The sequence below is a fragment of the Enterobacter sp. UPMP2060 genome, from assembly GCF_053709655.1.
The window spans coordinates 244,575-265,175 of sequence record NZ_JBSKJQ010000002.1 but is presented as its reverse complement, the minus strand read 5'-3'; the positions used below and the strand labels follow the sequence as shown (position 1 = coordinate 265,175).

Sequence of the window (20,601 nt, the reverse complement as noted above, 5' to 3'; positions counted from 1 at the left end):
ATAGCAGGTCTGCCGAACGAACCGGAAAGAGAAAAAGGGAAAAAACGAATTAAATGTCGAGGATATGATCGCCGTTGCATAATTGCCCTGAAACAGGGCAACGTCTCTTTTCATGCACTCTGTTTGTGCACAGAATCAGGCCCCTTGCCAGCGGGTGAAGAGATCTTCGGGCAGGTCGATGTCAAACTGATCCAGCACGCGGTTAACGGTCTGATTAATCACGTCATCCAGCGAGGTCGGGCGATGATAAAACGCCGGAACCGGTGGCATGATGATGGCGCCAAGTTCGGCGGCCTGGGTCATTAAACGCAGATGACCGAGATGCAACGGCGTTTCCCGCACGCAGAGCACAAGAGGACGACGCTCCTTCAGCACCACATCCGCCGCGCGCGTCACCAGGGTGTCGGTATAGCTGTTCACAATGCCGGAGAGCGTTTTAATTGAACAGGGCAGGATAACCATGCCGGCCGTTTTAAACGAGCCTGAGGAGATGCTGGCGGCGATATCACGGGCATCGTGAACCACGTCCGCCAGTGCCTGAACATCGCGCAGGGAGAGATCGGTTTCCAGAGAGAGGGTTTGCCGCGCCGCCTGGCTCATCACCAGATGGGTCTCGACTTCCGCCACGTTACGCAGAACCTGTAACAGACGTACGCCGTAAATCGCGCCGCTGGCGCCGCTGAGCCCAACAATGAGTCGTTTCATGATTTTCGCCCTTACTGATTTCAGGGCAGACTGTGCAGGATTTTGCGGGGAGTTGCAAGTGAGGGCATAAGCCCTCACCTGCCGGACCATCAACCTTCGTTGTGCATCTCTAAGCTTTCAAGATCGTTCTGCATCTGGACGGCTTTCGAATCGTCGTTGCGCAGAGAATCAAGATAGTCGAGGTACTGCTGGTCAACGTCTTTGGTCACGTAAATACCGTTGAACACGGAGCATTCAAACTGCTGAATTTCCGGGTTCTCGGCACGCACCGCGTCGATGAGATCGTTCAGATCCTGGAAAATCAGGCCGTCGGCACCGATGATCTGGCGAATTTCATCCACTTCACGGCCGTGAGCGATCAGCTCGTTGGCGGTTGGCATATCGATGCCGTACACGTTCGGGAAGCGAATCTCTGGCGCGGCAGAGGCCAGGTACACTTTCTTCGCACCCGCTTCGCGCGCCATCTCGATAATCTGCTCAGAGGTGGTGCCGCGAACGATGGAGTCATCCACCAGCAGAACGTTCTTGTCGCGGAATTCCGCGCGGTTGGCGTTCAGCTTGCGGCGCACGGACTTACGGCGCAGGTGCTGGCCCGGCATGATAAAGGTGCGGCCAACGTAGCGGTTCTTCACGAAGCCCTGACGGTATGGCTTGTCCAGAATGCGGGCGATCTCCAGCGCGATATCGCAGGAGGTTTCCGGAATAGGAATAACCACGTCGATGTCGAGATCGTCCCACTCGCGGGCAATCTTCTCGCCCAGCTTGGTGCCCATGTTGACGCGCGCGCTGTAGACGGAAATCTTGTCGATGAAGGAATCCGGGCGGGCGAAGTAAACGTATTCAAACAGGCACGGGTTGCTGACCGGGTTATCGGCACACTGGCGGGTAAACAGCTGGCCCTTCTCGGTGATATAGACCGCTTCGCCCGGCGCAACGTCACGCAGGAATTCAAAGCCCAGGGTATCCAGCGCCACGCTCTCAGAGGCAACCATATATTCGGTACGGCCATCGCCAAGGTCGCGCTTGCCGAGTACCAGGGGACGAATGCCGTTTGGATCGCGGAAGGCGACCATGCCGTGACCGATAATCATCGCTACGCAGGCGTACGCGCCGCGGATCTGGCGGTTGGTCGCGGCAATCGCAGCAAAGATGTTGTCTGCTTCCAGCGGGTAGTGACGGAAGTTATCCAGCTCGCTGGCGAACACATTGAGCAGGATTTCAGAATCAGAGGTGGTGTTAATGTGGCGACGTTTCTCTTCGAACAGCTTTTTACGCAGCTCATGCGCGTTGGTCAGGTTGCCGTTATGAGCAAGGGTGATGCCATACGGTGAGTTGACGTAGAAAGGCTGTGCCTCGGAGGCGCTGGAACTGCCAGCAGTAGGATAACGAACGTGACCGATCCCCATATTACCTTGCAGACGCTGCATATGGCGGGCTTCAAACACATCGTTTACCAGGCCATTCGCCTTGCGTAAACGGAAGCAGTTGTTTGCATCAATGGTGATGATACCCGCAGCATCCTGCCCACGGTGCTGAAGCACCGTTAACGCGTCATAAATCGACTGGTTTACCGGCATGAAACCGGCGATACCGACAATACCGCACATTCGTCTTTTCCTCGTTAAGCCACATCTCAGGGTTTATGCCCTGGGCAAAAAACTCGACGAGCTTTGCAGATAGTCAAAGAACCATCTGATGATGAAGCTGAACTCTGGAATGAGCTGCGATTTCTGCCAGTCTTCGCTTTTGGAGAACCCGGTGAAGGTATCCAGGAAGAACAGGATCGCGGCTACAATCAGCACGCCTCGTAACGCCCCGAAACAGATCCCGAGCACCCTGTCCGTTCCTGACAGACCGGTTTTCTCGACCAGCTGACCTATCACGTAATTCACGATAGCGCCGACAATCAGCGTTGCGATAAACAGCACCGCGATGGCAATTCCGTTTCGGACCAGTTCATCTTCAAAGCCCGTGAACCAGACAGACAGGTAAGTGTAGTAATGACTGGCAACAAAGAAAGCACAACCCCAGGTTACCAGCGATAACGCTTCACGAACAAAGCCACGGATCAGGCTAACCAGACAGGAAAAACCAATCACCGCAATGATGGCGTAATCAATCCAGACCATATGTGTCCCACGATTTAACGCCCTGTCATCCAGTTCGGGGCGAATTCTAACAGAAAAAGAAAACGTTTGCGTAGGGATTTCCTTCCCGCGCGTAAATAAAAAAGGCGCTGAAAAAATGTTCAACGCCACGGTCCATTTGACGTCTCTGTGGACGTCTGCTCCCCCTCACCCCGGCCCTCTCCCTCAAGGGAGAGGGAGCAAACCACTCCGAGGTTGGGTAAGATCTTATCAGTTCGCGCTGTAGCCCATCACCACGCCGCTCAGGCCGGAGATCTGCTTCAGCTCACCGAGCGAACCTTTAAGCTTATCTTTGGACGCTTCTGGCCCCACGAGGATACGGGTAATTTTACCCTGCACCGGCGTGGAAGGTGAAGTGTAAACACGATATCCCGCACTGCGCAGTTTGCTCACGACCTCGTTAACTTTGTCGGCGTTTTTCAGCGCGCCGAGCTGCACAACGTACGCTTTTCCGGTCGGTGCCGCGTCTTGTTTTGCCGGCGGTGGGGTTTCTGATGCGGCAGCCAGCTGCTCTGCGGCTTTATCCCGCTGCGGTTTCGGCTGCGGTTTCTCAACCGGCTTCGGTTTTTCAACGGGTTTAGGCTGCTCTACCGGCACCGGATCGATATCGCTGCTGCTCGCTGCCGCCAGACGAGACGGATCGAGCGACGGTGCGGCGGCATCGCCTGCACGCACCTCTTCCGCCGCGCCTTCCGGCGGCTGAGCAGGCAGCGCCTGCGTCGCCGCTGGCAGCATATCCGGCTCATCGCGGTCACCCGGTTTCGGCACCAGCGGAATAGCGGCAAACTCGTCCTGATAATGCTTTTTCTGCCCGTCGAGCAGACCCGGGAGAATAATCACCCCGAGCGCGACCAGCACAATGGTTCCTGTTAAACGGTTCTGAAACTTACTCGCCACCGGTTCTCCCCGCGTCCATCACTTCCATGACATGTGCCACCGTGTGGAATGAACCACACACCAGCACGGTATCTTCTGGTTTAGCATCCGCCATCGCGGCATGCCAGGCCTGAGCCACGCTACTATAGATTGCGCCTTTGCCGAGATGTTCCATCAATTGCTCAGCCGTCGCGCCGCGCGGCCCCTCCAGAGGAGCACAATACCAGCTATCGACCACAGTCTCCATGCAGGCCAGCGTCCCGCCGATATCTTTATCATGAAGCATACCGATAACCGCCAGCACGCGCCCGGTTTTTGGTAACGATTTGAGACGTCCCGCGAGATACGCCGCCGCATGCGGGTTATGCGCCACGTCCAGAATCAGGCGCGGTGACTCGCTGACAATCTGGAAACGCCCGGGCAGAATTGCGCTCTGAATGCCGTCGCGAATTGCCTGCTCGCTGACCGCTAATCCGCTGGCGCGCAGTGCCGCCAGCGCGGTGGCCGCGTTCGGCTGCGGCACCTGCGGCAGCGGCAGATTGTCCAGCGCGCCCTGGGCATCGCTGAAGCGCCAGCCGTTATCCTGAACCTCATACTGCCAGTCAACGCCGCGGCGCAGCAGACGCGCGCCCTTCTCGTTTGCCACGTCAGCAATGGTGTGCGGCATGTCCGGCTCGCCGACCACGGCGGGTTTACTCGCCCGGAAAATACCGGCCTTCTCGCGGCCAATGCTTTCACGATCCGGTCCTAGCCAGTCGATATGGTCCAGCGCGATGCTGGTGACCACCGCCACGTCCGCATCCACCATATTGGTCGCATCAAGACGTCCGCCGAGGCCAACCTCAAGAATCACCACATCCAGCTGCGCCTGTTTGAACAGCCACAGAGCCGACAGGGTGCCGTATTCAAAATAGGTTAATGAGATCTCACCGCGCGCGGCTTCAATTTCCGCGAACGACGCCGTATGCGCCGATTCCGGCAGCTCGCTGTTCTGCACGCGAACGCGCTCGGTGTAGCGGACCAGGTGTGGAGAGCTGTACACGCCAACTTTGTAACCTGCGGCCATCAGGACAGATTCCAGCGTGCGGCAGGTAGTGCCTTTACCGTTGGTGCCCGCGACGGTGAACACGAAAGGTGCCGGTTTGAGCACATCAAGACGCGCGGCGACCTGGCTTACGCGCTCAAGCCCCATATCGATGGTTTTACTGTGCAGGTTTTCCAGATAAGAAAGCCACGCGGCCAGGGGCGACGTGGCTTGGGGAATGCTTTTATTTTCCATAATGCCCGGTTGTCATTAACAGATTAGAAAGCAAAAGGGCAGCGCCAACCGGCCCTGCCCTTTTCAGTTATCAGGCCTCGGGTTCCTGATCCGGTACCACCACACCTTCGCGCGGCTCATCCGGGTTCGGCGCTGGCAGATTCATCAGCTTCGCCAGAATGCTCGCCAGCTTCAGGCGCATTTCCGGACGGCGGACGATCATATCGATAGCGCCTTTCTCAATGAGGAACTCACTGCGCTGGAAGCCCGGCGGCAGTTTTTCACGAACGGTTTGCTCGATAACGCGAGGACCCGCAAAGCCGATCAGCGCTTTTGGCTCAGCGATGTTCAGGTCGCCCAGCATCGCGAAGCTCGCGGAGACGCCGCCCATGGTTGGGTCGGTCAGCACGGAGATGTACGGAAGACCGCGCTCCTGCATTTTCGCCAGCGCAGCAGAGGTTTTCGCCATCTGCATCAGCGACATCAGCGCTTCCTGCATACGCGCACCGCCGGAGGCTGAGAAGCAGATCAGCGGACAGTTGTCTTCCAGCGCCTGCTCAACGGCACGCACGAAGCGCGCACCGACCACGGAGCCCATTGAGCCGCCCATAAAGGAGAACTCAAAAGCAGCGGCGACAACCGGCATCTCATGCAGGGTGCCTTTCATGACGATCAGCGCGTCTTTCTCGCCGGTCTCTTTTTGTGCAGAGGCCAGACGATCTTTGTATTTTTTGGAATCGCGGAACTTCAGCACGTCTTTTGGCTCAAGTTCGCTACCCAGCTCTACCAGAGAGCCTTCGTCCAGCAGGCTATGCAGGCGGTTGCGCGCCGACATACGCATATGGTGGTCACACTTCGGACACACCTCAAGGTTGCGCTCCAGCTCTGCGCGATACAGAACCTGACCGCAGCTATCACACTTCGTCCATACCCCTTCAGGAATGCTCGCTTTGCGCGTTGGGGTAATGTTGCTTTTAATTCGTTCAATCCAGCTCATTGATAACCTTTCTGCCTGAACCTGGTCGTATGCCAGTTTTGCTATAAGAGGCGAATAATGCCATTTTTGCCTCCAACAGACCATGAATGTTGCACATTAAAACATAACAGCCCGAAACTTTGGATAAAAAAGTGGTCGAACCGCCAGTGTGCATTTACTTCGCTTGTTTTGCCGCCGCACGTTTGTGACGAATGATTTCGATAACGCCAGGCAGTACGGAAAGCACAATAATCGCTACAATCAGTAACTTAAGGTTTTCCTGCACCACCGGGAGATCGCCAAACAGATAGCCTGCGTAGGTAAACAGCAGTACCCACAGCAGCGCGCCAACCACGTTGTATGCCGCAAAATGACGATAGGACATATGCCCCATTCCCGCCACAAACGGTGCAAATGTGCGCACAATAGGCACAAAACGCGCAAGGATAATGGTTTTCCCGCCATGGCGTTCATAAAACGCATGGGTTTTATCTAAATAGCTGCGACGGAAAATTTTCGAATCAGGATTGCTGAAAAGCCGCTCACCGAACACCCGTCCAATCGTATAGTTGACCGCATCACCGACAATGGCGGCAATCACCATCAGCACAACCATAAGATGCACGTTCAGATCGTTAGTGGGTAACGCCGAGAGCGCCCCGGCAACGAACAGCAGTGAATCCCCTGGCAGGAATGGGGTAACGACCAGTCCGGTTTCACAAAACAGAATGAGGAACAGAATAGCGTAGACCCAGACGCCATACTGCGCGACCAGCTCCGCCAGGTGAACATCAATATGCAGGATGAAATCAATCAGAAAACGTATTACGTCCATATTGTCTAAGCCCTAATTGCACCTTTGTTTAGTCCGCTAAAAATAGCGGGCCCATTGGCGGTTTCGGCAGGTCAAATCGATCCGGATAGTCTACTGAGACCAGATACAATCCTTCCGCTTTCGCCGTGGCTGCCGCAAGCGTTCTGTCCTTCGCTGCCAGCAGGTCTGCAATCCAGCTCTCCGGCTGGTGTCCGGCACCCACTTCCATCAGGCTGCCTACAATATTCCGAACCATATGATGTACAAAGGCATTGGCTTTAATATCCACCACCACATACGCGCCAAAACGGCTGACGTTTATGTGCATGACGTTGCGCCACGGCGTGCGGGACTGACACTGCACCGCACGAAACGACGTAAAGTCATTTTCACCAATCAGACACTGCGCCGCGCGATGCATACGTTCCGCATCAAGCGGTTCATAAAAATGCGTCACGCCCTGGCTTAACACCGCCGGACGCAGGCGCTGGTTGTAGATGACATAACGGTAGCGACGCGCCGTGGCGCTGAAGCGCGCGTGAAAATCATCCGGCACAGCTTTTACCCAACGCACCGCAATGTCACCAGGCAAATTCGCATTTACACCCAGCGTCCAGGCGGCATCCTTACGCACGGCGGTGGTTTCAAAGTGCACCACCTGCCCCGTGCCGTGAACTCCCGCGTCCGTACGTCCCGCGCACAGGACGTTAATCGGCTCGTTTGCCACCTGAGAGAGCGCTTTCTCCAGCTTCTCCTGGACACTGCGCACCTCGTTCTGACGCTGCCAGCCATAATATTTACTGCCGTCGTACTCAATTCCGAGGGCAATTCTATGGACCGGCTTTTGTTCCACGTCTGACATCAGTACAGGTACTCCTGCACCAGTTTTTCAGCGATTTTGACCGCCATCAGCGCGCCGCCGAAGCGAACGTTATCGGCAACGGACCAGAACTGAACCTGTTCCGGCATGCCGTAATCGTTACGCACGCAGCCAACGGAAAGATGCGCGCTGCCGGTGGCATCGCCAACCTGCGTCGGGAACTCGCTCTCTTCGGAGAGCACGATGTCTTCACCGCGGCCAAACGCGTCGCGCGCCTCTTCTGCCGCCAGCGGACGCAGGGCTTCAAAGCCAACCATCTGCGCGTGGCCGTAGAAGACTGGAGACTGCACGACGTTCGCGGAAATCATCAGGCCATCGTCCTGCAGAATTTTACGCACTTCATCGACGATACGGCGCTCTTCGCGCACGGAGCCCTCGCGGTCCGGCAGCAGCGGCAGCATGTTGAACGCCAGCTGGCGCCCAAAGAAATCGTCTTCGTCAATCGGGATACCGTTCAGCAGCTTCGCGCTCTGCCCGGCCAGCGCGTCAACGGCCTTTTTGCCGTTCGCGGACGCGGACAGCAGGCTGGTGACGGTAATGCGCGACAGGCCACCGTCGTCGATCAGCGGTTTCAGGGCGGTCAGCAGCTGGCTGGTGAGGCTGTTCGGGACCGCAATGACGTTACGGTTGCGGTAGTCAGCCAGCACAAACGGGTTCACGTCCGGCACCACCAGCGGCACATCCGGCTCCATTGAGAACAGACCGCTCAGGTCGATCACCAGGCAGCCTGCGTTAGTCGCCTCTTCAACGTACGCAGCCGTCGCTTCAGCGCCCGCGGCGAAAAACGCCAGCTGCGCCTGCGTCCAGTCGAACGCGGCCGCGTCCTGGACCATGACGGATTTACCGTTAAAACGCAGATGCTCACCTGCGCTGTCGGTACGGGCCAGCGCATAGATATCGCCCACCGGGAACTGACGCTCAGCAAGGGTTTCGAGCAGGGCTTCGCCCACGGCACCCGTGGCACCTAAAATGGCAATGTTCCAGCCTTCAGACATGGTGGTTTACTCCAGAAATAAAAAAGCGTCCCTGCCGGAGTATCCGACAGGGAGCATTAAGAAGACATTAATGCGCCGGGTGATGAACGGCGTTAAACCCCAGCTTATGCAGCAGCGTCGCCGCCGGGGCGTCGTCGCATATTACATACAGGGAAGACCACTCGCGCCGCTCAACGTAGTTCTTGCGCAGCTTATCAAATTCACCCGGGATCCCCGCCACTTTACGCAGCAGCGCATCATCGCGGCGCACATCATACACCAAATGCACCAGCCTTTTCAGCGTTGCCTGATCGAGCGGACCGTGCAGGGTAATGCGGCCAAATTCAGGCGCGGGGAGTAAGGTATCCAGCGCCACCTGCTGCGGATGGCCGATAAAAGCGCTGTAGGCTTCGAAGACCTGCGTCGTGCCGCGCGCTTTCCCCTCGAGGGTATAACCGGCGATATGCGCCGTGCCCACGTCCACCTTGTTAAGCAGCTCAACGTTGAGATCCGGCTCCGGCTCCCAGACGTCCAGCACCACGCTGAGGTCTTGTCCTTCGTTCAGGCATGTCAGCAGCGCGGCGTTATCTACGACCGGACCACGGCAGGCATTTATCAGAATAGTGCCAGCCTTCAGACGGCGGATCAGCGCCTCGTCAGCAAGATGCAGCGACTTATACGGCCCCTCTTTAAACAGCGGCGTGTGAAACGTCAGCACGTCACACTGTTCAACCAGCTCATCCAGCGAGCGGAAATCCTCGTCATCGCCGTTATCTTTACGCGGCGGATCGCACAGCAGCGTGCGGATCCCTAACGCTTCAAGGCGCTTTTGCAGGCGCCCGCCGACGTTACCCACGCCGACAATCCCCACGGTGCGGTCCTTCAGCGCAAACCCGTCGCGCTCGGCCAGCATCAGCAGGGAGGAGAAAACGTATTCCACAACGGCAATGGCGTTACAGCCCGGCGCGGCGGAAAAACCGATTCCGGCCTGCTTCAGCCATTTATCATCCACATGATCGGTCCCTGCCGTTGCGGTTCCGACAAACTTAATCGCTTTACCGGCGAGCAACGCCTCATTTACTTTGGTCACCGAGCGCACCATCAGCGCGTCTGCGTCATCCAGTTCGTTGACCGGGATCGGGCGACCAGGGACAGCCTTAACGTTACCCAGGCGGCTAAACAGCTCACGGGCGTAAGGCATATTTTCATCAACGAGGATTTTCACGTCTGAGTACCTGTTTGAGAGGAAGAAAACCTGCCAAGTGTGCCATAATCTCGCCGCCAGGCATATATGTATGCCTGGTTTACGCTGAGTTTTGACTTTAAGGATTTTTGACGATGCAGCCCATTTCAGGTACGCCGCCACGCCCTCCGGGTGAAGGCCCCGTCACGCCAAACGTTGCCGGTGAACAACCGCTATCCACGCAACAGCGCACCGTGCTGGAGCGACTGATCACGCGCCTGATTGCGCTGACTTCACAGCAAAACGCGGAAGTCTGGGCCGGGGTAAAGCATGATTTAGGCGTGAGGAACGACGCACCGCTGCAGTCGCGCCATTTCCCTGCGGCCGAGCAAAACCTGAACCAGCGTATTAATACCGCGCAGCAGAACCACACCACGCGCCAGATTGTCGCTCAGCTGACGGAGCTGCTGGGCCAGGGTAATAACCGGCAGGCGGTGAGCGATTTTATTCGCCAGCAGTATGGTCAGACCGCGCTGGGCCAGCTGACGCCCGACCAGCTCAAAACCGTGCTGACCCTGCTGCAGAACAACGAGCTGTCTATCCCGCAGCCTCAGGTGCGCCCGGCGACCGAGCGTCCGCTGCTGCCTGCCGAGCACAACACGCTCAAGCAGATGGTGACGAAGCTGGCTGCGGCCACCGGCGAACCGACGAAGCTTATCTGGCAATCCATGCTGGAGCTGTCCGGCGTGAAAGCGGGTGAGCTGATCCCGGCCAAACAGTTTACGCATCTGGTGACCTGGCTCCAGGCGCGCCAGACGCTCAGCACACAGAATGCCCCTACCCTGCATACCGTCCAGGCGGCACTGAAGCAGCCGCTTGAGCCGCACGAGTTTGAAGTCATTCGGGATTACGCCCAGCAAAACTGGCAGGCCACGCCGCAAACGGTTCTGACCACCGCGCAGGTGCAGGATCTGCTCAATCAAATCTTCGTTCGCCGCGCCGAGCGCGAAGGCGGCGTGCCGGAGGTGAGAAACATTCAGCCGATCTACAGCCCGCTGTTTGCGCCGGTCGTCGAGACGTTCAGAACGCTCTCTGCGCGTCCGGGGTTGATGTTTATTGCGCTACTGATTGCGCTGGCGATTTTCTGGCTGGTTGCCTGATATTTTGCCCGGTGGCGCTGCGCTTACCGGGCCTAAAGCGGCTCGAACCGTAGGCCGGGTAAGGCACAGCCGCCACCCGGCAATAACGGCTCAAGTCCTGCGAAACGCCACCAGCGTCACCACGATCCCCACCACTGCGGAAACCGCACCGGCCAGAAAGACGGACGGATAACCAAACGAGGTGGCTAACACCCCGGCCAGCGGTCCGGTTACCCCGTATGAGATATCCTGAAAGGCCGCATAGCCGCCCAGCGCCGTACCGCGCACCTGCGGGGCCACGCGCTTCACCACTTCAACGCCCAGCGCCGGGAAGATCAGTGAACAGCCGCAGCCGGTCAGCGCCGCGCCAAGCAGCGCAACGGATGCAACGGGTGCATTCCACAGCAGCAGCAGACCGATGGTTTCAATCACCAGCGACGCCACCGCCACCTTCACGCCGCCAAAGCGATCCGGCATCCAGCCGAAAAGCACGCGCATCAGCACAAACGCGCCGCCAAACGCGGTGAGCGTAAAACCGGCCATCGCCCAGCCGCGGCTCATAAAATAGAGCGAGACGAAGGTACCGATCACCGCAAAACCCACGCCCTGCAGCGCCAGGCCAAGACCCGGCTGCCAGATTTGGCCGACCACGCTCCACAGGGAAGGACGCTCGCCTTTGTGCGCGGGCACCTTACGCACCGAGCCGTTAAACGCCCACGCCAGCAGGGGTAAAACCATGGTGGTGGCAGCCAGCACCGCAAATCCAAACTGGCTATTGATCAGCAGCCCAAGCGGTGCGCCTGCGGCCAGCGCGCCATAGATGGCCATACCGTTCCAGGACATCACCTTGCCGGAGCGTGCCGGCCCCACCAGACCCATTCCCCAGGTCAGGGTGCCGGTCAGCAGCTGGCTTTCACCAAAGCCCAGGATTAAGCGGCCCAGCACCAGCAGCGCAAATTTATACGCCGCTTCTACGGGCAAGAGAGCAGCCAGCAGCCATGCGCCGCCCGCCAGCCCACAGGCAAACATCCCCTGTAGCGCCGCCCGCCAGCCCACAGGCAAACATCCCCTGTAGCGCCGAGCGTTTTGCACCGTGCTGATCCGCCAGCCGTCCGGCGTAACCGCGGGTCAATACCGTGGCTAAAAACTGAATGCCCACGGCAATGCCGACCATGGTGTTGCCATAGCCCAGCTCCTGATGAACGAACAGCGGGATCACCGGCAGCGGCAGGCCGACGGTCATATAGGTCAGAAATACCGCAAAAGCGATACGGAACAGCGAGACGTTCGCTGAAGGGGTTGTTTCTGTTTGAGTTACTGCAGTCATGCTTTACTCCGAAATGAAGAGTAAGGCGGGGAAATGCCACGCCCCCTCTACCTGATTATCAGGATTAAGGTGCGTTGGTTGACGTTAAACGCTTACGCATTATCGTGAGGATAATGTTGAGGGGTGAAGTTTGCCTGTGAGATCAGCCGCTTGTCAATGCATAAAAAAAGGGAGCCTTATGGCTCCCTTCCGGAATCAAACGTAAAACTTATGCTTTCAGCTTACGCATAACCAGCGTGGCGTTGGTGCCACCGAAGCCGAAGCTGTTTGACATGACGGTGGTCAGCGTCGCTTCCGTTGGTTTGGTCACGATGTTCAGGCCAGCAGCCTGCTCGTCCATCTCATCGATGTTGATGCTTGGCGCGATAAAGCCGTTTTCCAGCATCAGCAGAGAGTAGATCGCTTCCTGCACGCCAGCCGCCCCCAGAGAGTGACCGGTCATGGCTTTGGTCGCGGAGATTGCCGGGCTGTTGTCGCCGAAGACTTCACGGATCGCACCCAGCTCTTTCACGTCGCCTACCGGAGTAGAGGTACCGTGGGAGTTCAGGTAGTCGATTGGGGTGTCAACGCCGTGCATCGCCATCTTCATGCAGCGCACAGCGCCTTCGCCGGATGGCGCAACCATGTCGGCGCCGTCAGACGTTGCACCGTAGCCCACGATTTCAGCGTAGATGTGCGCGCCACGTGCCAGGGCATGCTCCAGCTCTTCAACCACAACCATACCGCCGCCGCCAGCGATAACGAAACCGTCACGGTGCGCATCATAGGTACGGGAGGCTTTATCCGGGGTTTCATTGTACTTGGTGGACAGTGCGCCCATCGCGTCGAATTCACAGGCCATTTCCCAGCCCAGCTCTTCGCCGCCGCCAGCAAATACGATGTCCTGTTTACCCAGCTGGATCTGCTCAACAGCATTACCGATGCAGTGCGCGGAAGTCGCACACGCGGAGCTGATGGAGTAGTTCACACCGTGGATTTTGAATGGGGTCGCCAGGCACGCGGAAACCGCAGAACCCATAGCTTTGGTGACCACGTACGGACCTACAGCTTTCAGACCACGCGGGCTACGCATTGCGTCAGCGCCGAATACCTGCGCTTTTGATGAGCCGCCGGAACCGGCGATCAGACCCACGCGCGGGTTGTTCTGATAAACCTCTTCACTCAGGCCGGAATCTTTGATCGCTTCCTGCATGGAGAGATAAGCATAAATAGAGGCATCGTTCATGAAACGAACCACTTTGCGGTCAATCAAACCGGTGGTGTCCAGTTTGACGTTACCCCATACGTGGCTACGCATACCTGAATCTTTAAACTCTTCAGAGAAAGTGATCCCGGAGCGTCCTTCACGCAGAGATGCCAGGACTTCCTGCTGGTTATTACCGATGCTGGAAACAATGCCCAGGCCAGTAATCACTGCACGTTTCATTCAATACCTCTGTAAGTCGCACTATAGTAAGTTTCGAGTCGCACAATAGCGTACACTTGTACGCCGAACAAGTCCGATCAGACATTTTCTGCGGAAATTTGCACCGATGGACTCACATCGTTAAGATCGTGCCACTGCCTGTCAGACGAGTAACTTACGTGAAACAAAACGCTATACAACCCGCCAACCTCGAATTCAACGCTGAGGGTACACCTGTTTCCCGAGATTTTGATGACGTCTATTTTTCTAATGATAACGGACTCGAAGAAACTCGCTATGTTTTCCTCGACGGAAACCAGCTCAGCACCCGCTTCCCGGAGCATCCGCGGAGCCTGTTCGTTGTAGCGGAAAGCGGATTCGGTACCGGGCTCAATTTTCTGACCCTCTGGCAGGCGTTTGACCAGTTTCACGCTGCCCACCCTGAGGCTACGCTACAAAGATTACATTTCATCAGTTTCGAAAAATTCCCGCTCACCGCGCACGATCTGCGGCTCGCTCATCAGCGCTGGCCAGAGCTTGCAGCCTGGGCGGAGCAGCTTCAGGCGCAGTGGCCACCCCACATTGGCGGCTGTCACCGTCTGATTCTGGACGGCGGACGCGTGACGCTGGATTTATGGCTTGGCGACATCAATGACCTGACCGATACGCTCGATGACTCGATGAATCAGACGGTGGACGCGTGGTTCCTTGACGGCTTTGCCCCCGCCAAAAACCCGGACATGTGGAGCCAGCATCTGTTTAGCGCGATGGCGCGGCTGGCGCGCCCGGGCGCAACGCTTGCCACCTTCACCTCGGCAGGCTTTGTCCGCCGCGGGCTGCAGGAGGCGGGCTTTACCATGCAGAAAACCAAAGGTTTTGGCCGCAAGCGCGACATGCTGGTCGGCAGAATGGAGCAGACGCTGGACATCCCCGCAAGTACCCCCTGGTTTGCACGCGGCGCCAGCGCATCCCGCGAGGTGGCGATAGTCGGCGGGGGGATCGCCAGCGCTCTGCTGTCTCTCGCGCTTCTCCACCGCGGCTGGCAGGTCACGCTCTACTGTGCCGACGACGCGCCAGCAAGCGGCGCATCCGGCAACCGTCAGGGTGCGCTCTATCCGCTTTTAAGCGCGCACGACCCGGCCCTGTTCCAGTTTTTCCCGGCGGCGTTTACCTTCGCTCGTCGCCTGTATGACGCCCTGCCGGTGGCGTTCGAGCATGACTGGTGCGGCGTGACGCAGCTCGGCTGGGATGAAAAGAGCCAGCAAAAAATCACGCAGATGCTGTCGCTGGGCCTGCCTGACGAGATTGCACGCGCGGTAAGTGCGCAAGAGGTGGCAGACACCGCTGGCGTGGAAACCGGGTGTGGGGGCATTCAGTATCCGCTCGGCGGCTGGCTGTGCCCGGCTGAACTGACCTCGGCGGTCATTGCGCTGGCGCAGTCGCGCGGGCTGACGGCGCATTATGCTCACAAGGTTGAATCGTTGAGCCGGACAGAACGCTGGAATCTGCGTTTTGCTGATGGCAAAGAGGCAAGCCATGCCAGCGTTGTGCTGGCAAACGGACATAACATCAGCCAGTTTATCCAGACAGAGTCATTGCCGGTTTATCCGGTCGGCGGCCAGGTAAGCCATATTCCTTCCGCGCCCGAAGTGAACAAACTGCGTCAGGTGCTGTGCTATGACGGCTATCTGACGCCGCAAAATCCGTCTAACGGCCACCACTGCATCGGGGCCAGCTATCATCGTGGCGAAACGGATATGCGCTACAGCGAAGCGGATCAGGCCCAGAACCGCCAGCGCCTGATTGACTGTTTCCCGGATGCGGCGTGGGCGAAAGAGGTTGACGTCAGCGAGGGTGACGCGCGCTGCGGCGTGCGCTGCGCCACCCGCGATCATCTGCCAATGGCGGGAAATGTGCCGGACTACGATGCTACGCTTGAGGCCTATCAGGATCTGGCTGAACGCAAGGAAACGGCGGCGGCCTCGCCGGTGTATCCGGAGCTGTTTATGCTGGGTGGATTAGGATCTCGCGGGCTCTGTTCCGCACCGCTACTGGCAGAAGTGTTAGCCGCACAAATGAGCGGCGAGCCGATGCCGCTGGACAGGGTTACGCTTGCAGGGCTGAATCCGAATCGATTGTGGGTACGGAAACTGCTGAAGGGGAAGAAGGTCAAGTAGGGTGCGGTCTGGTGCCCTCACCCTAACCCTCTCCCACAAGGAGAGGGGATATTCACAGGCCCGGTAAGCGCAGCGCCACCGGGTGAAATACGATGACTTAGCGTTTAGCCTGCTGGAATAAAGTGTCCCACATGCCTAACACCAGAGACTGGTCGCGCGGCGAGAGCTCCCCGGCCAGAATGGCTTTTTCCAGGCTGCGAGTGACTTCAGCGTGAACGGCGTCGGCAGAGTGATCGTCCCCCGCTTCCAGCTCGGCTACCGCGAGCGTCAGGTGACCACGCAGATAACCGCTGGCGAACAGCTCATCATCACTGGCGTGTTCCACCATGTCATCAATTAACGCCAGAATGCGTGATTCAAATTCTGCGATCATCTTCTTTCCTCTGTTAAAGATCTTCCGGCCAAGGGAAGCATTCCGCCGTGATAACCGGCGTGTGGTAATAATTCTGTAAGGCCTCGATCAGGCGTGCCGGACGTTCCGGGATGCCTTTCTCAAGATATTCCATCACCTGCGCGTGAACGCGGCGCTGGAAGACGATACGGTCTGGCTCGAAGTCGCCTTCGAGGTTGTCACAGCTGACGTTGAACGGGAAACCCGCCGCGACGCAGAATAGCCATTCCAGCGCCTGCGGCTTCACTTCCACATCTTCAAACTGGCCCTGAGTGGCGGCATCACGTCCGTCCGGGCAGTACCAGTAACCGAAGTCCACCAGCTCGCGCCGCGCTTTCCCCGCAATGCACCAGTGCGAAATCTCGTGCAAGCCGCTGGCATAAAAGCCGTGGGCAAAGACGATGCGGTTATACGGAACCTCCGCATCAGCAGGAAGATAGATCGGTTCGTCGTCGCCTTTAATCAGACGGGTATTAAAATCGTCAGCAAAACAGCCGTCGAAAATCTCAATCAGCTGTTCGTATTTATGCGTACTGTTCATTAGTGCATCCCCAACCAGGTGAGGATCTCCTGTCCATGGCTGTCATAAAGAAGTTTGGCGCTCATTACGGCCGAGACGATGACGATCATCGGGCGAATAAGTTTTTGCCCTTTGCTTAATACCAGACGCGAGCCCGCGCGCGCGCCCAGGAACTGCCCTGCCATCATCACAAATCCGGTTGCCCAGATAACCTTACCGCCGATGATAAACAGCAGCAGGCCGCCGACGTTTGAGGTCGCGTTGAGCACTTTGGCATGGGCGGTGGATTTGGCGAGGTTAAACCCGGCCAGCGTCACGAACGCCAGCGCATAAAATGAACCCGCCCCCGGCCCGAAGAAACCGTCGTAAAAACCCACGCTGCCCCCGGCAATCAGGGCAAACGGCAGGCCGAACAGGCGACGCTGGCGATCTTCTTCACCGAGCTTTGGCATCAGCAGGAAGTAAAGCCCGATGCAGATGACCAGAATCGGCAGGATCTGGCGCAAAATATCGGACTGCACGTGCTGAACCAGCAGCGCGCCCGACGTGGAGCCGATAAAGGTCATCAGGATATTGAGCTTCTGATCGGCAAGGCTCACCACCTTGCGGCGGATAAAATAGAGCGACGCCGAGAGCGAACCGCCGCAGGCCTGCAGCTTGTTGGTGGCAAGCGCCTGCGCCGGGCTCATGCCCGCCGCCAGCAGCGCGGGCACGGTTAACAACCCGCCGCCGCCCGCGAGCGCGTCGATAAAACCGGCCAGCATGGCCACAAAGAACAACACCACCAGCAGCAGCGGCGACACCATAAACAGATCGACGAAATTATCCATTAAAGTACATGCTCATCCAGTAGCGCCTGGCAGGAAGGCGGCAACGGAGGCGGTGTCTTCTTCTCAGGCTTAGAGGTTCCAGGTTTTGCCGGCTCAAACCAGCTTTGCAGTTCCGCACCGCAGCCATCGCCTGGCGGAGGTAGCGGCTGATCTTCACATTCCAGGCTATTCGCCGGGCAGCGCAGACGAACGTGCATATGCGCACGATGCTGGAACCACGGGCGCACTTTGCGCAGCCAGTCGCGATCGGTTCCTGCATCCAGGCAGAGCTGCTGCTTGATGGCCGGGTTAACGAAAATCCGCGTGACGTCGTTATCTTCTGCCGCCAGCTTGATCATGCTGGATACATCCCGCGTCCACAGGGACGGCACAACGCGCTTACCGTCGCTCGCCACCAGGTCCAGCGCCTGCGGTTTCAGCAGTTGGGCGGAGGTCCAGCGCGTTTTCGGCAGCTGCAGGAAGATATCGACATCCAGTCCGGTCTGGTGGCTGGCGTGTCCACCGTTAAAACGCCCGCCGGCAGGCATCCCCATATCGCCAATCAGCATCGTGCCCAGCCCCAGATTATGTACCTGATTGCCCAGACGCTGGATGAACAGCACCAGGTCCGGGTGGCCGAAATAACGCCGCTGATCGGTGCGCATCACCTGATAGGTATCAGACTGGAGAGGAAGCTCCTGGGCACCGACGATACAGCCGTTGGAAAAGGCGCCAATGGACTGCGCGCTCCCCGTCACCGGGTGGGTGATTTTTTGCCATGGCGTCGCGGCCAGACTGGCTCCACTGGCAAGCAGCGCCAGCAGAGCAATTGCGGTTTTTTTCATGTTTACCAGCGTGGAATGGTGGTCGTCACATCCGCATTCTGCGCGCGCTGGCGCAGGAAGTGATCCATCAGCACGATCGCCAGCATCGCTTCTGCGATCGGCACCGCGCGGATCCCCACGCACGGATCGTGACGTCCTTTGGTGATCATCTCAACTTCTTCGCCATCGCGGTTAATCGTGTGGCCCGGCACGGTGATGCTGGAAGTTGGCTTCAGCGCGATGTTGGCAACAATCTGCTGCCCGCTGCTGATACCGCCCAGGATGCCGCCCGCATGGTTGCTCTGGAAGCCCGCTTTCGTAATCTCATCGCGGTTCTGGCTGCCGCGAAGCTGAACCACGTCAAAGCCGTCGCCAATCTCAACGCCCTTCACTGCGTTGATGCTCATCAGCGCATGGGCAATGTCGGCGTCGAGACGGTCGAATACCGGCTCGCCCCAGCCAGCCGGGACACCGTCAGCTACCACGGTCACTTTCGCGCCAATGGAGTCGCCCTCTTTTTTCAGGCCACGCATCAGTTCATCCAGCGCCTCAAGCTTGTCGGCATCGGCGCAGAAGAACGGGTTTTGTTCAACCTGATCCCAGTCTTTGATCGCCAGCGGAATGTCGCCCATCTGGGTCAGACAGCCGCGGATAACGATGCCAAATTTCTGCTGCAGGTATTTCTTAGCAATCGCCCCTGCCGCCACGCGCATCGCGGTTTCACGCGCGGAAGAACGTCCGCCGCCGCGATAGTCGCGGAAGCCGTACTTTTGTTCGTAGGTGTAGTCGGCGTGGCCCGGACGGAAGACGTCTTTGATGGCGCCGTAGTCCTGGGAGCGCTGATCGGTGTTTTCGATCAGCAGGCCAATGCTGGTCCCGGTAGTGCGCCCTTCAAAGACGCCGGAGAGAATTTTGACCTGGTCCGGCTCGCGACGCTGCGTGGTGTAGCGAGAGGTGCCCGGGCGACGACGGTCGAGGTCGTGCTGTAAATCGGCTTCGGTCAGTTCGATGCCTGGCGGTACGCCATCAACGATACAGCCCAGCGCCAGCCCGTGCGACTCGCCAAAGGTGGTCACGCGGAATAACTGTCCAATACTGTTTCCTGCCATCACGGCTCCGATGTTGTAGTTTGTGTTTGAGCGTTGTGAAACGGGCCGAAGCCCGCTGGATTAATCTTTATAGATGCTGAAGTGTTCGCGCGCGTCGAGCAGCTGCGCTTTGGTCAGCATAAAGACGCCGTCACCGCCGTTGTCGAACTCAAGCCAGGTGAACGGCACATCCGGGTACTGCTCTATCAGATGTACCATGCTGTTGCCCACTTCACAAATCAGAACGCCGTCGTCGGTCAGGTAATCCGGCGCGCAGGCCAGAATGCGGCGGGTCAGCTTCAGGCCATCAGAGCCTGACGCCAGACCCAGCTCCGGCTCGTGACGGTATTCGTTCGGCAGATCGGACATGTCTTCAGCATCGACGTACGGCGGGTTGGTGACGATCAGATCGTACTGCAGCGTCGGCAGATCGCGGAACAGGTCGGAGCGAATTGGCGTAACGTGATGGATGAGCCCATGCTCTTCAATGTTGTGCTCGGTCACGGCCAGCGCGTCGGTAGAGATATCTACCGCGTCCACTTCCGCTTCCGGGAAGGCGTACGCGCAGGCGATGGCGATGCAGCCGCTGCCGGTACACATATCCAGAATGTGCTGCGGCTGATGGCCAATCAGACCGTCAAAGTGGTTATTGATCAGCTCGCCAATCGGCGAGCGCGGCACCAGCACGCGTTCATCGACATAGAACTCGTGGCCGCAGAACCAGGCTTTGTTGGTCAGATAGGCGACCGGAATGCGCTCGTTCACGCGGCGGATCACGCGCTCAACGATGCGGTGTTTTTCGCTGGAAGTCAGGCGCGCGGTGCGCATGTCTTCCGGAATGTCCAGCGGCAGGTAGAGAGACGGCAGCACCAGCTGTACGGCTTCATCCCACGGATTATCGGTACCGTGACCGTACCAGATATTGGCGGCGCTGAAGCGGCTAACCGACCAGCGCAACATGTCCTGTATGGTATGCAGCTCGTTTACTGCTTCATCGACAAATATTTTATCCACTCTTTCCTCCAGGGCATGCTCGCATAATTTTCGGCGGCTAGTTTGCCATGAAGACGGCGATAAATCAGCAATGACGCGTCGTGCTTGAGGTTAA

At 58.0% G+C, this 20,601-nt stretch carries 19 protein-coding genes and 1 pseudogene; 2 read left to right on the top strand and 18 right to left on the bottom strand.

What is annotated here, in order from left to right; genetic code table 11:
* Positions 1-135: 135 nt before the first annotated feature.
* The 10 genes from ACWKXN_RS06720 to pdxB all read right to left on the bottom strand — a co-directional run bounded on the left by ACWKXN_RS06720 (position 136) and on the right by pdxB (position 9,855).
* Complete coding sequence (locus ACWKXN_RS06720; protein WP_029740194.1) at positions 136-705, bottom strand: UbiX family flavin prenyltransferase; 570 nt, start codon at positions 703-705, stop codon at positions 136-138.
* A gap of 89 nt (positions 706-794) precedes the next feature.
* Entirely contained in the window at positions 795-2,312 is a 1,518-nt protein-coding gene (gene purF, locus ACWKXN_RS06715; protein ID WP_454543530.1) for an amidophosphoribosyltransferase, read from the bottom strand.
* 33 nt (positions 2,313-2,345) lie between these two features.
* The gene (gene cvpA / locus ACWKXN_RS06710) at positions 2,346-2,834 is read right to left on the bottom strand and encodes a colicin V production protein (RefSeq protein ID WP_000262116.1); all 489 of its coding nucleotides are present in this window, start codon (positions 2,832-2,834) and stop codon (positions 2,346-2,348) included.
* A gap of 228 nt (positions 2,835-3,062) precedes the next feature.
* Positions 3,063-3,749, bottom strand: coding sequence for a cell division protein DedD (dedD, locus tag ACWKXN_RS06705; protein WP_039263233.1), 687 nt, complete (start codon positions 3,747-3,749; stop codon positions 3,063-3,065).
* The gene (gene folC, locus ACWKXN_RS06700) at positions 3,739-5,007 is read right to left on the bottom strand and encodes a bifunctional tetrahydrofolate synthase/dihydrofolate synthase (RefSeq protein ID WP_454543529.1); all 1,269 of its coding nucleotides are present in this window, start codon (positions 5,005-5,007) and stop codon (positions 3,739-3,741) included. The genes dedD and folC overlap by 11 nt, the downstream gene beginning before the upstream one ends.
* A gap of 70 nt (positions 5,008-5,077) precedes the next feature.
* Positions 5,078-5,983, bottom strand: a complete 906-nt coding sequence (gene accD, locus ACWKXN_RS06695; protein WP_003861408.1) for an acetyl-CoA carboxylase, carboxyltransferase subunit beta — start codon at positions 5,981-5,983, stop codon at positions 5,078-5,080.
* A gap of 154 nt (positions 5,984-6,137) precedes the next feature.
* Positions 6,138-6,797: a DedA family protein gene (locus ACWKXN_RS06690; protein WP_039263236.1), complete on the bottom strand. Its 660-nt coding sequence runs from the start codon at positions 6,795-6,797 to the stop codon at positions 6,138-6,140.
* Between the two features lie 28 nt (positions 6,798-6,825).
* Positions 6,826-7,638: a tRNA pseudouridine(38-40) synthase TruA gene (truA, locus tag ACWKXN_RS06685; protein ID WP_023312566.1), complete on the bottom strand. Its 813-nt coding sequence runs from the start codon at positions 7,636-7,638 to the stop codon at positions 6,826-6,828.
* Complete coding sequence (locus ACWKXN_RS06680) at positions 7,638-8,651, bottom strand: aspartate-semialdehyde dehydrogenase (RefSeq protein ID WP_039263237.1); 1,014 nt, start codon at positions 8,649-8,651, stop codon at positions 7,638-7,640. The genes truA and ACWKXN_RS06680 overlap by 1 nt, the downstream gene beginning before the upstream one ends.
* 67 nt (positions 8,652-8,718) lie before the next feature.
* Positions 8,719-9,855 carry a 4-phosphoerythronate dehydrogenase PdxB gene (gene pdxB, locus ACWKXN_RS06675; protein ID WP_048980060.1) on the bottom strand — a complete coding sequence of 379 codons (1,137 nt, stop codon included), beginning with the start codon at positions 9,853-9,855 and terminating at the stop codon, positions 8,719-8,721.
* A 113-nt stretch (positions 9,856-9,968) separates the two neighbouring features.
* On the opposite strand from pdxB, the gene flk reads away from it, so the two are divergent.
* Positions 9,969-10,973 carry a flagella biosynthesis regulator Flk gene (gene flk, locus ACWKXN_RS06670; RefSeq protein WP_029740201.1) on the top strand — a complete coding sequence of 335 codons (1,005 nt, stop codon included), beginning with the start codon at positions 9,969-9,971 and terminating at the stop codon, positions 10,971-10,973.
* 90 nt (positions 10,974-11,063) lie between these two features.
* Here the strand turns inward: flk and ACWKXN_RS06665 are convergent.
* Both ACWKXN_RS06665 and fabB read right to left on the bottom strand, forming a co-directional pair.
* Positions 11,064-12,279, bottom strand: a pseudogene (locus ACWKXN_RS06665) (arabinose transporter).
* A 208-nt stretch (positions 12,280-12,487) separates the two neighbouring features.
* On the bottom strand, positions 12,488-13,705 hold the full coding sequence (gene fabB, locus ACWKXN_RS06660) for a beta-ketoacyl-ACP synthase I (RefSeq protein ID WP_023336433.1): 1,218 nt from the start codon (positions 13,703-13,705) through the stop codon (positions 12,488-12,490).
* A gap of 158 nt (positions 13,706-13,863) precedes the next feature.
* On the opposite strand from fabB, the gene mnmC reads away from it, so the two are divergent.
* Complete coding sequence (mnmC, locus tag ACWKXN_RS06655; protein WP_454543528.1) at positions 13,864-15,861, top strand: bifunctional tRNA (5-methylaminomethyl-2-thiouridine)(34)-methyltransferase MnmD/FAD-dependent 5-carboxymethylaminomethyl-2-thiouridine(34) oxidoreductase MnmC; 1,998 nt, start codon at positions 13,864-13,866, stop codon at positions 15,859-15,861.
* A 97-nt stretch (positions 15,862-15,958) separates the two neighbouring features.
* Here the strand turns inward: mnmC and ACWKXN_RS06650 are convergent, their stop codons facing one another.
* Genes ACWKXN_RS06650 through prmB form a run of 6 tightly spaced genes read right to left on the bottom strand, consistent with a single transcriptional unit; the run spans position 15,959 to position 20,507 of the window.
* Positions 15,959-16,234, bottom strand: coding sequence for a YfcL family protein (locus ACWKXN_RS06650; protein ID WP_033146100.1), 276 nt, complete (start codon positions 16,232-16,234; stop codon positions 15,959-15,961).
* Between the two features lie 13 nt (positions 16,235-16,247).
* Entirely contained in the window at positions 16,248-16,793 is a 546-nt protein-coding gene (locus ACWKXN_RS06645; RefSeq protein ID WP_033146101.1) for an elongation factor P hydroxylase, read from the bottom strand.
* Complete coding sequence (locus tag ACWKXN_RS06640; RefSeq protein ID WP_033146102.1) at positions 16,793-17,602, bottom strand: sulfite exporter TauE/SafE family protein; 810 nt, start codon at positions 17,600-17,602, stop codon at positions 16,793-16,795. The genes ACWKXN_RS06645 and ACWKXN_RS06640 overlap by 1 nt, the downstream gene beginning before the upstream one ends.
* Positions 17,602-18,426, bottom strand: coding sequence for a penicillin-insensitive murein endopeptidase (mepA, locus tag ACWKXN_RS06635; RefSeq protein ID WP_454543527.1), 825 nt, complete (start codon positions 18,424-18,426; stop codon positions 17,602-17,604). The genes ACWKXN_RS06640 and mepA overlap by 1 nt, the downstream gene beginning before the upstream one ends.
* 2 nt (positions 18,427-18,428) lie before the next feature.
* Positions 18,429-19,514, bottom strand: coding sequence for a chorismate synthase (gene aroC, locus ACWKXN_RS06630; RefSeq protein ID WP_029742149.1), 1,086 nt, complete (start codon positions 19,512-19,514; stop codon positions 18,429-18,431).
* Between the two features lie 60 nt (positions 19,515-19,574).
* On the bottom strand, positions 19,575-20,507 hold the full coding sequence (prmB, locus tag ACWKXN_RS06625; protein ID WP_039023972.1) for a 50S ribosomal protein L3 N(5)-glutamine methyltransferase: 933 nt from the start codon (positions 20,505-20,507) through the stop codon (positions 19,575-19,577).
* Positions 20,508-20,601: the final 94 nt, after the last annotated feature.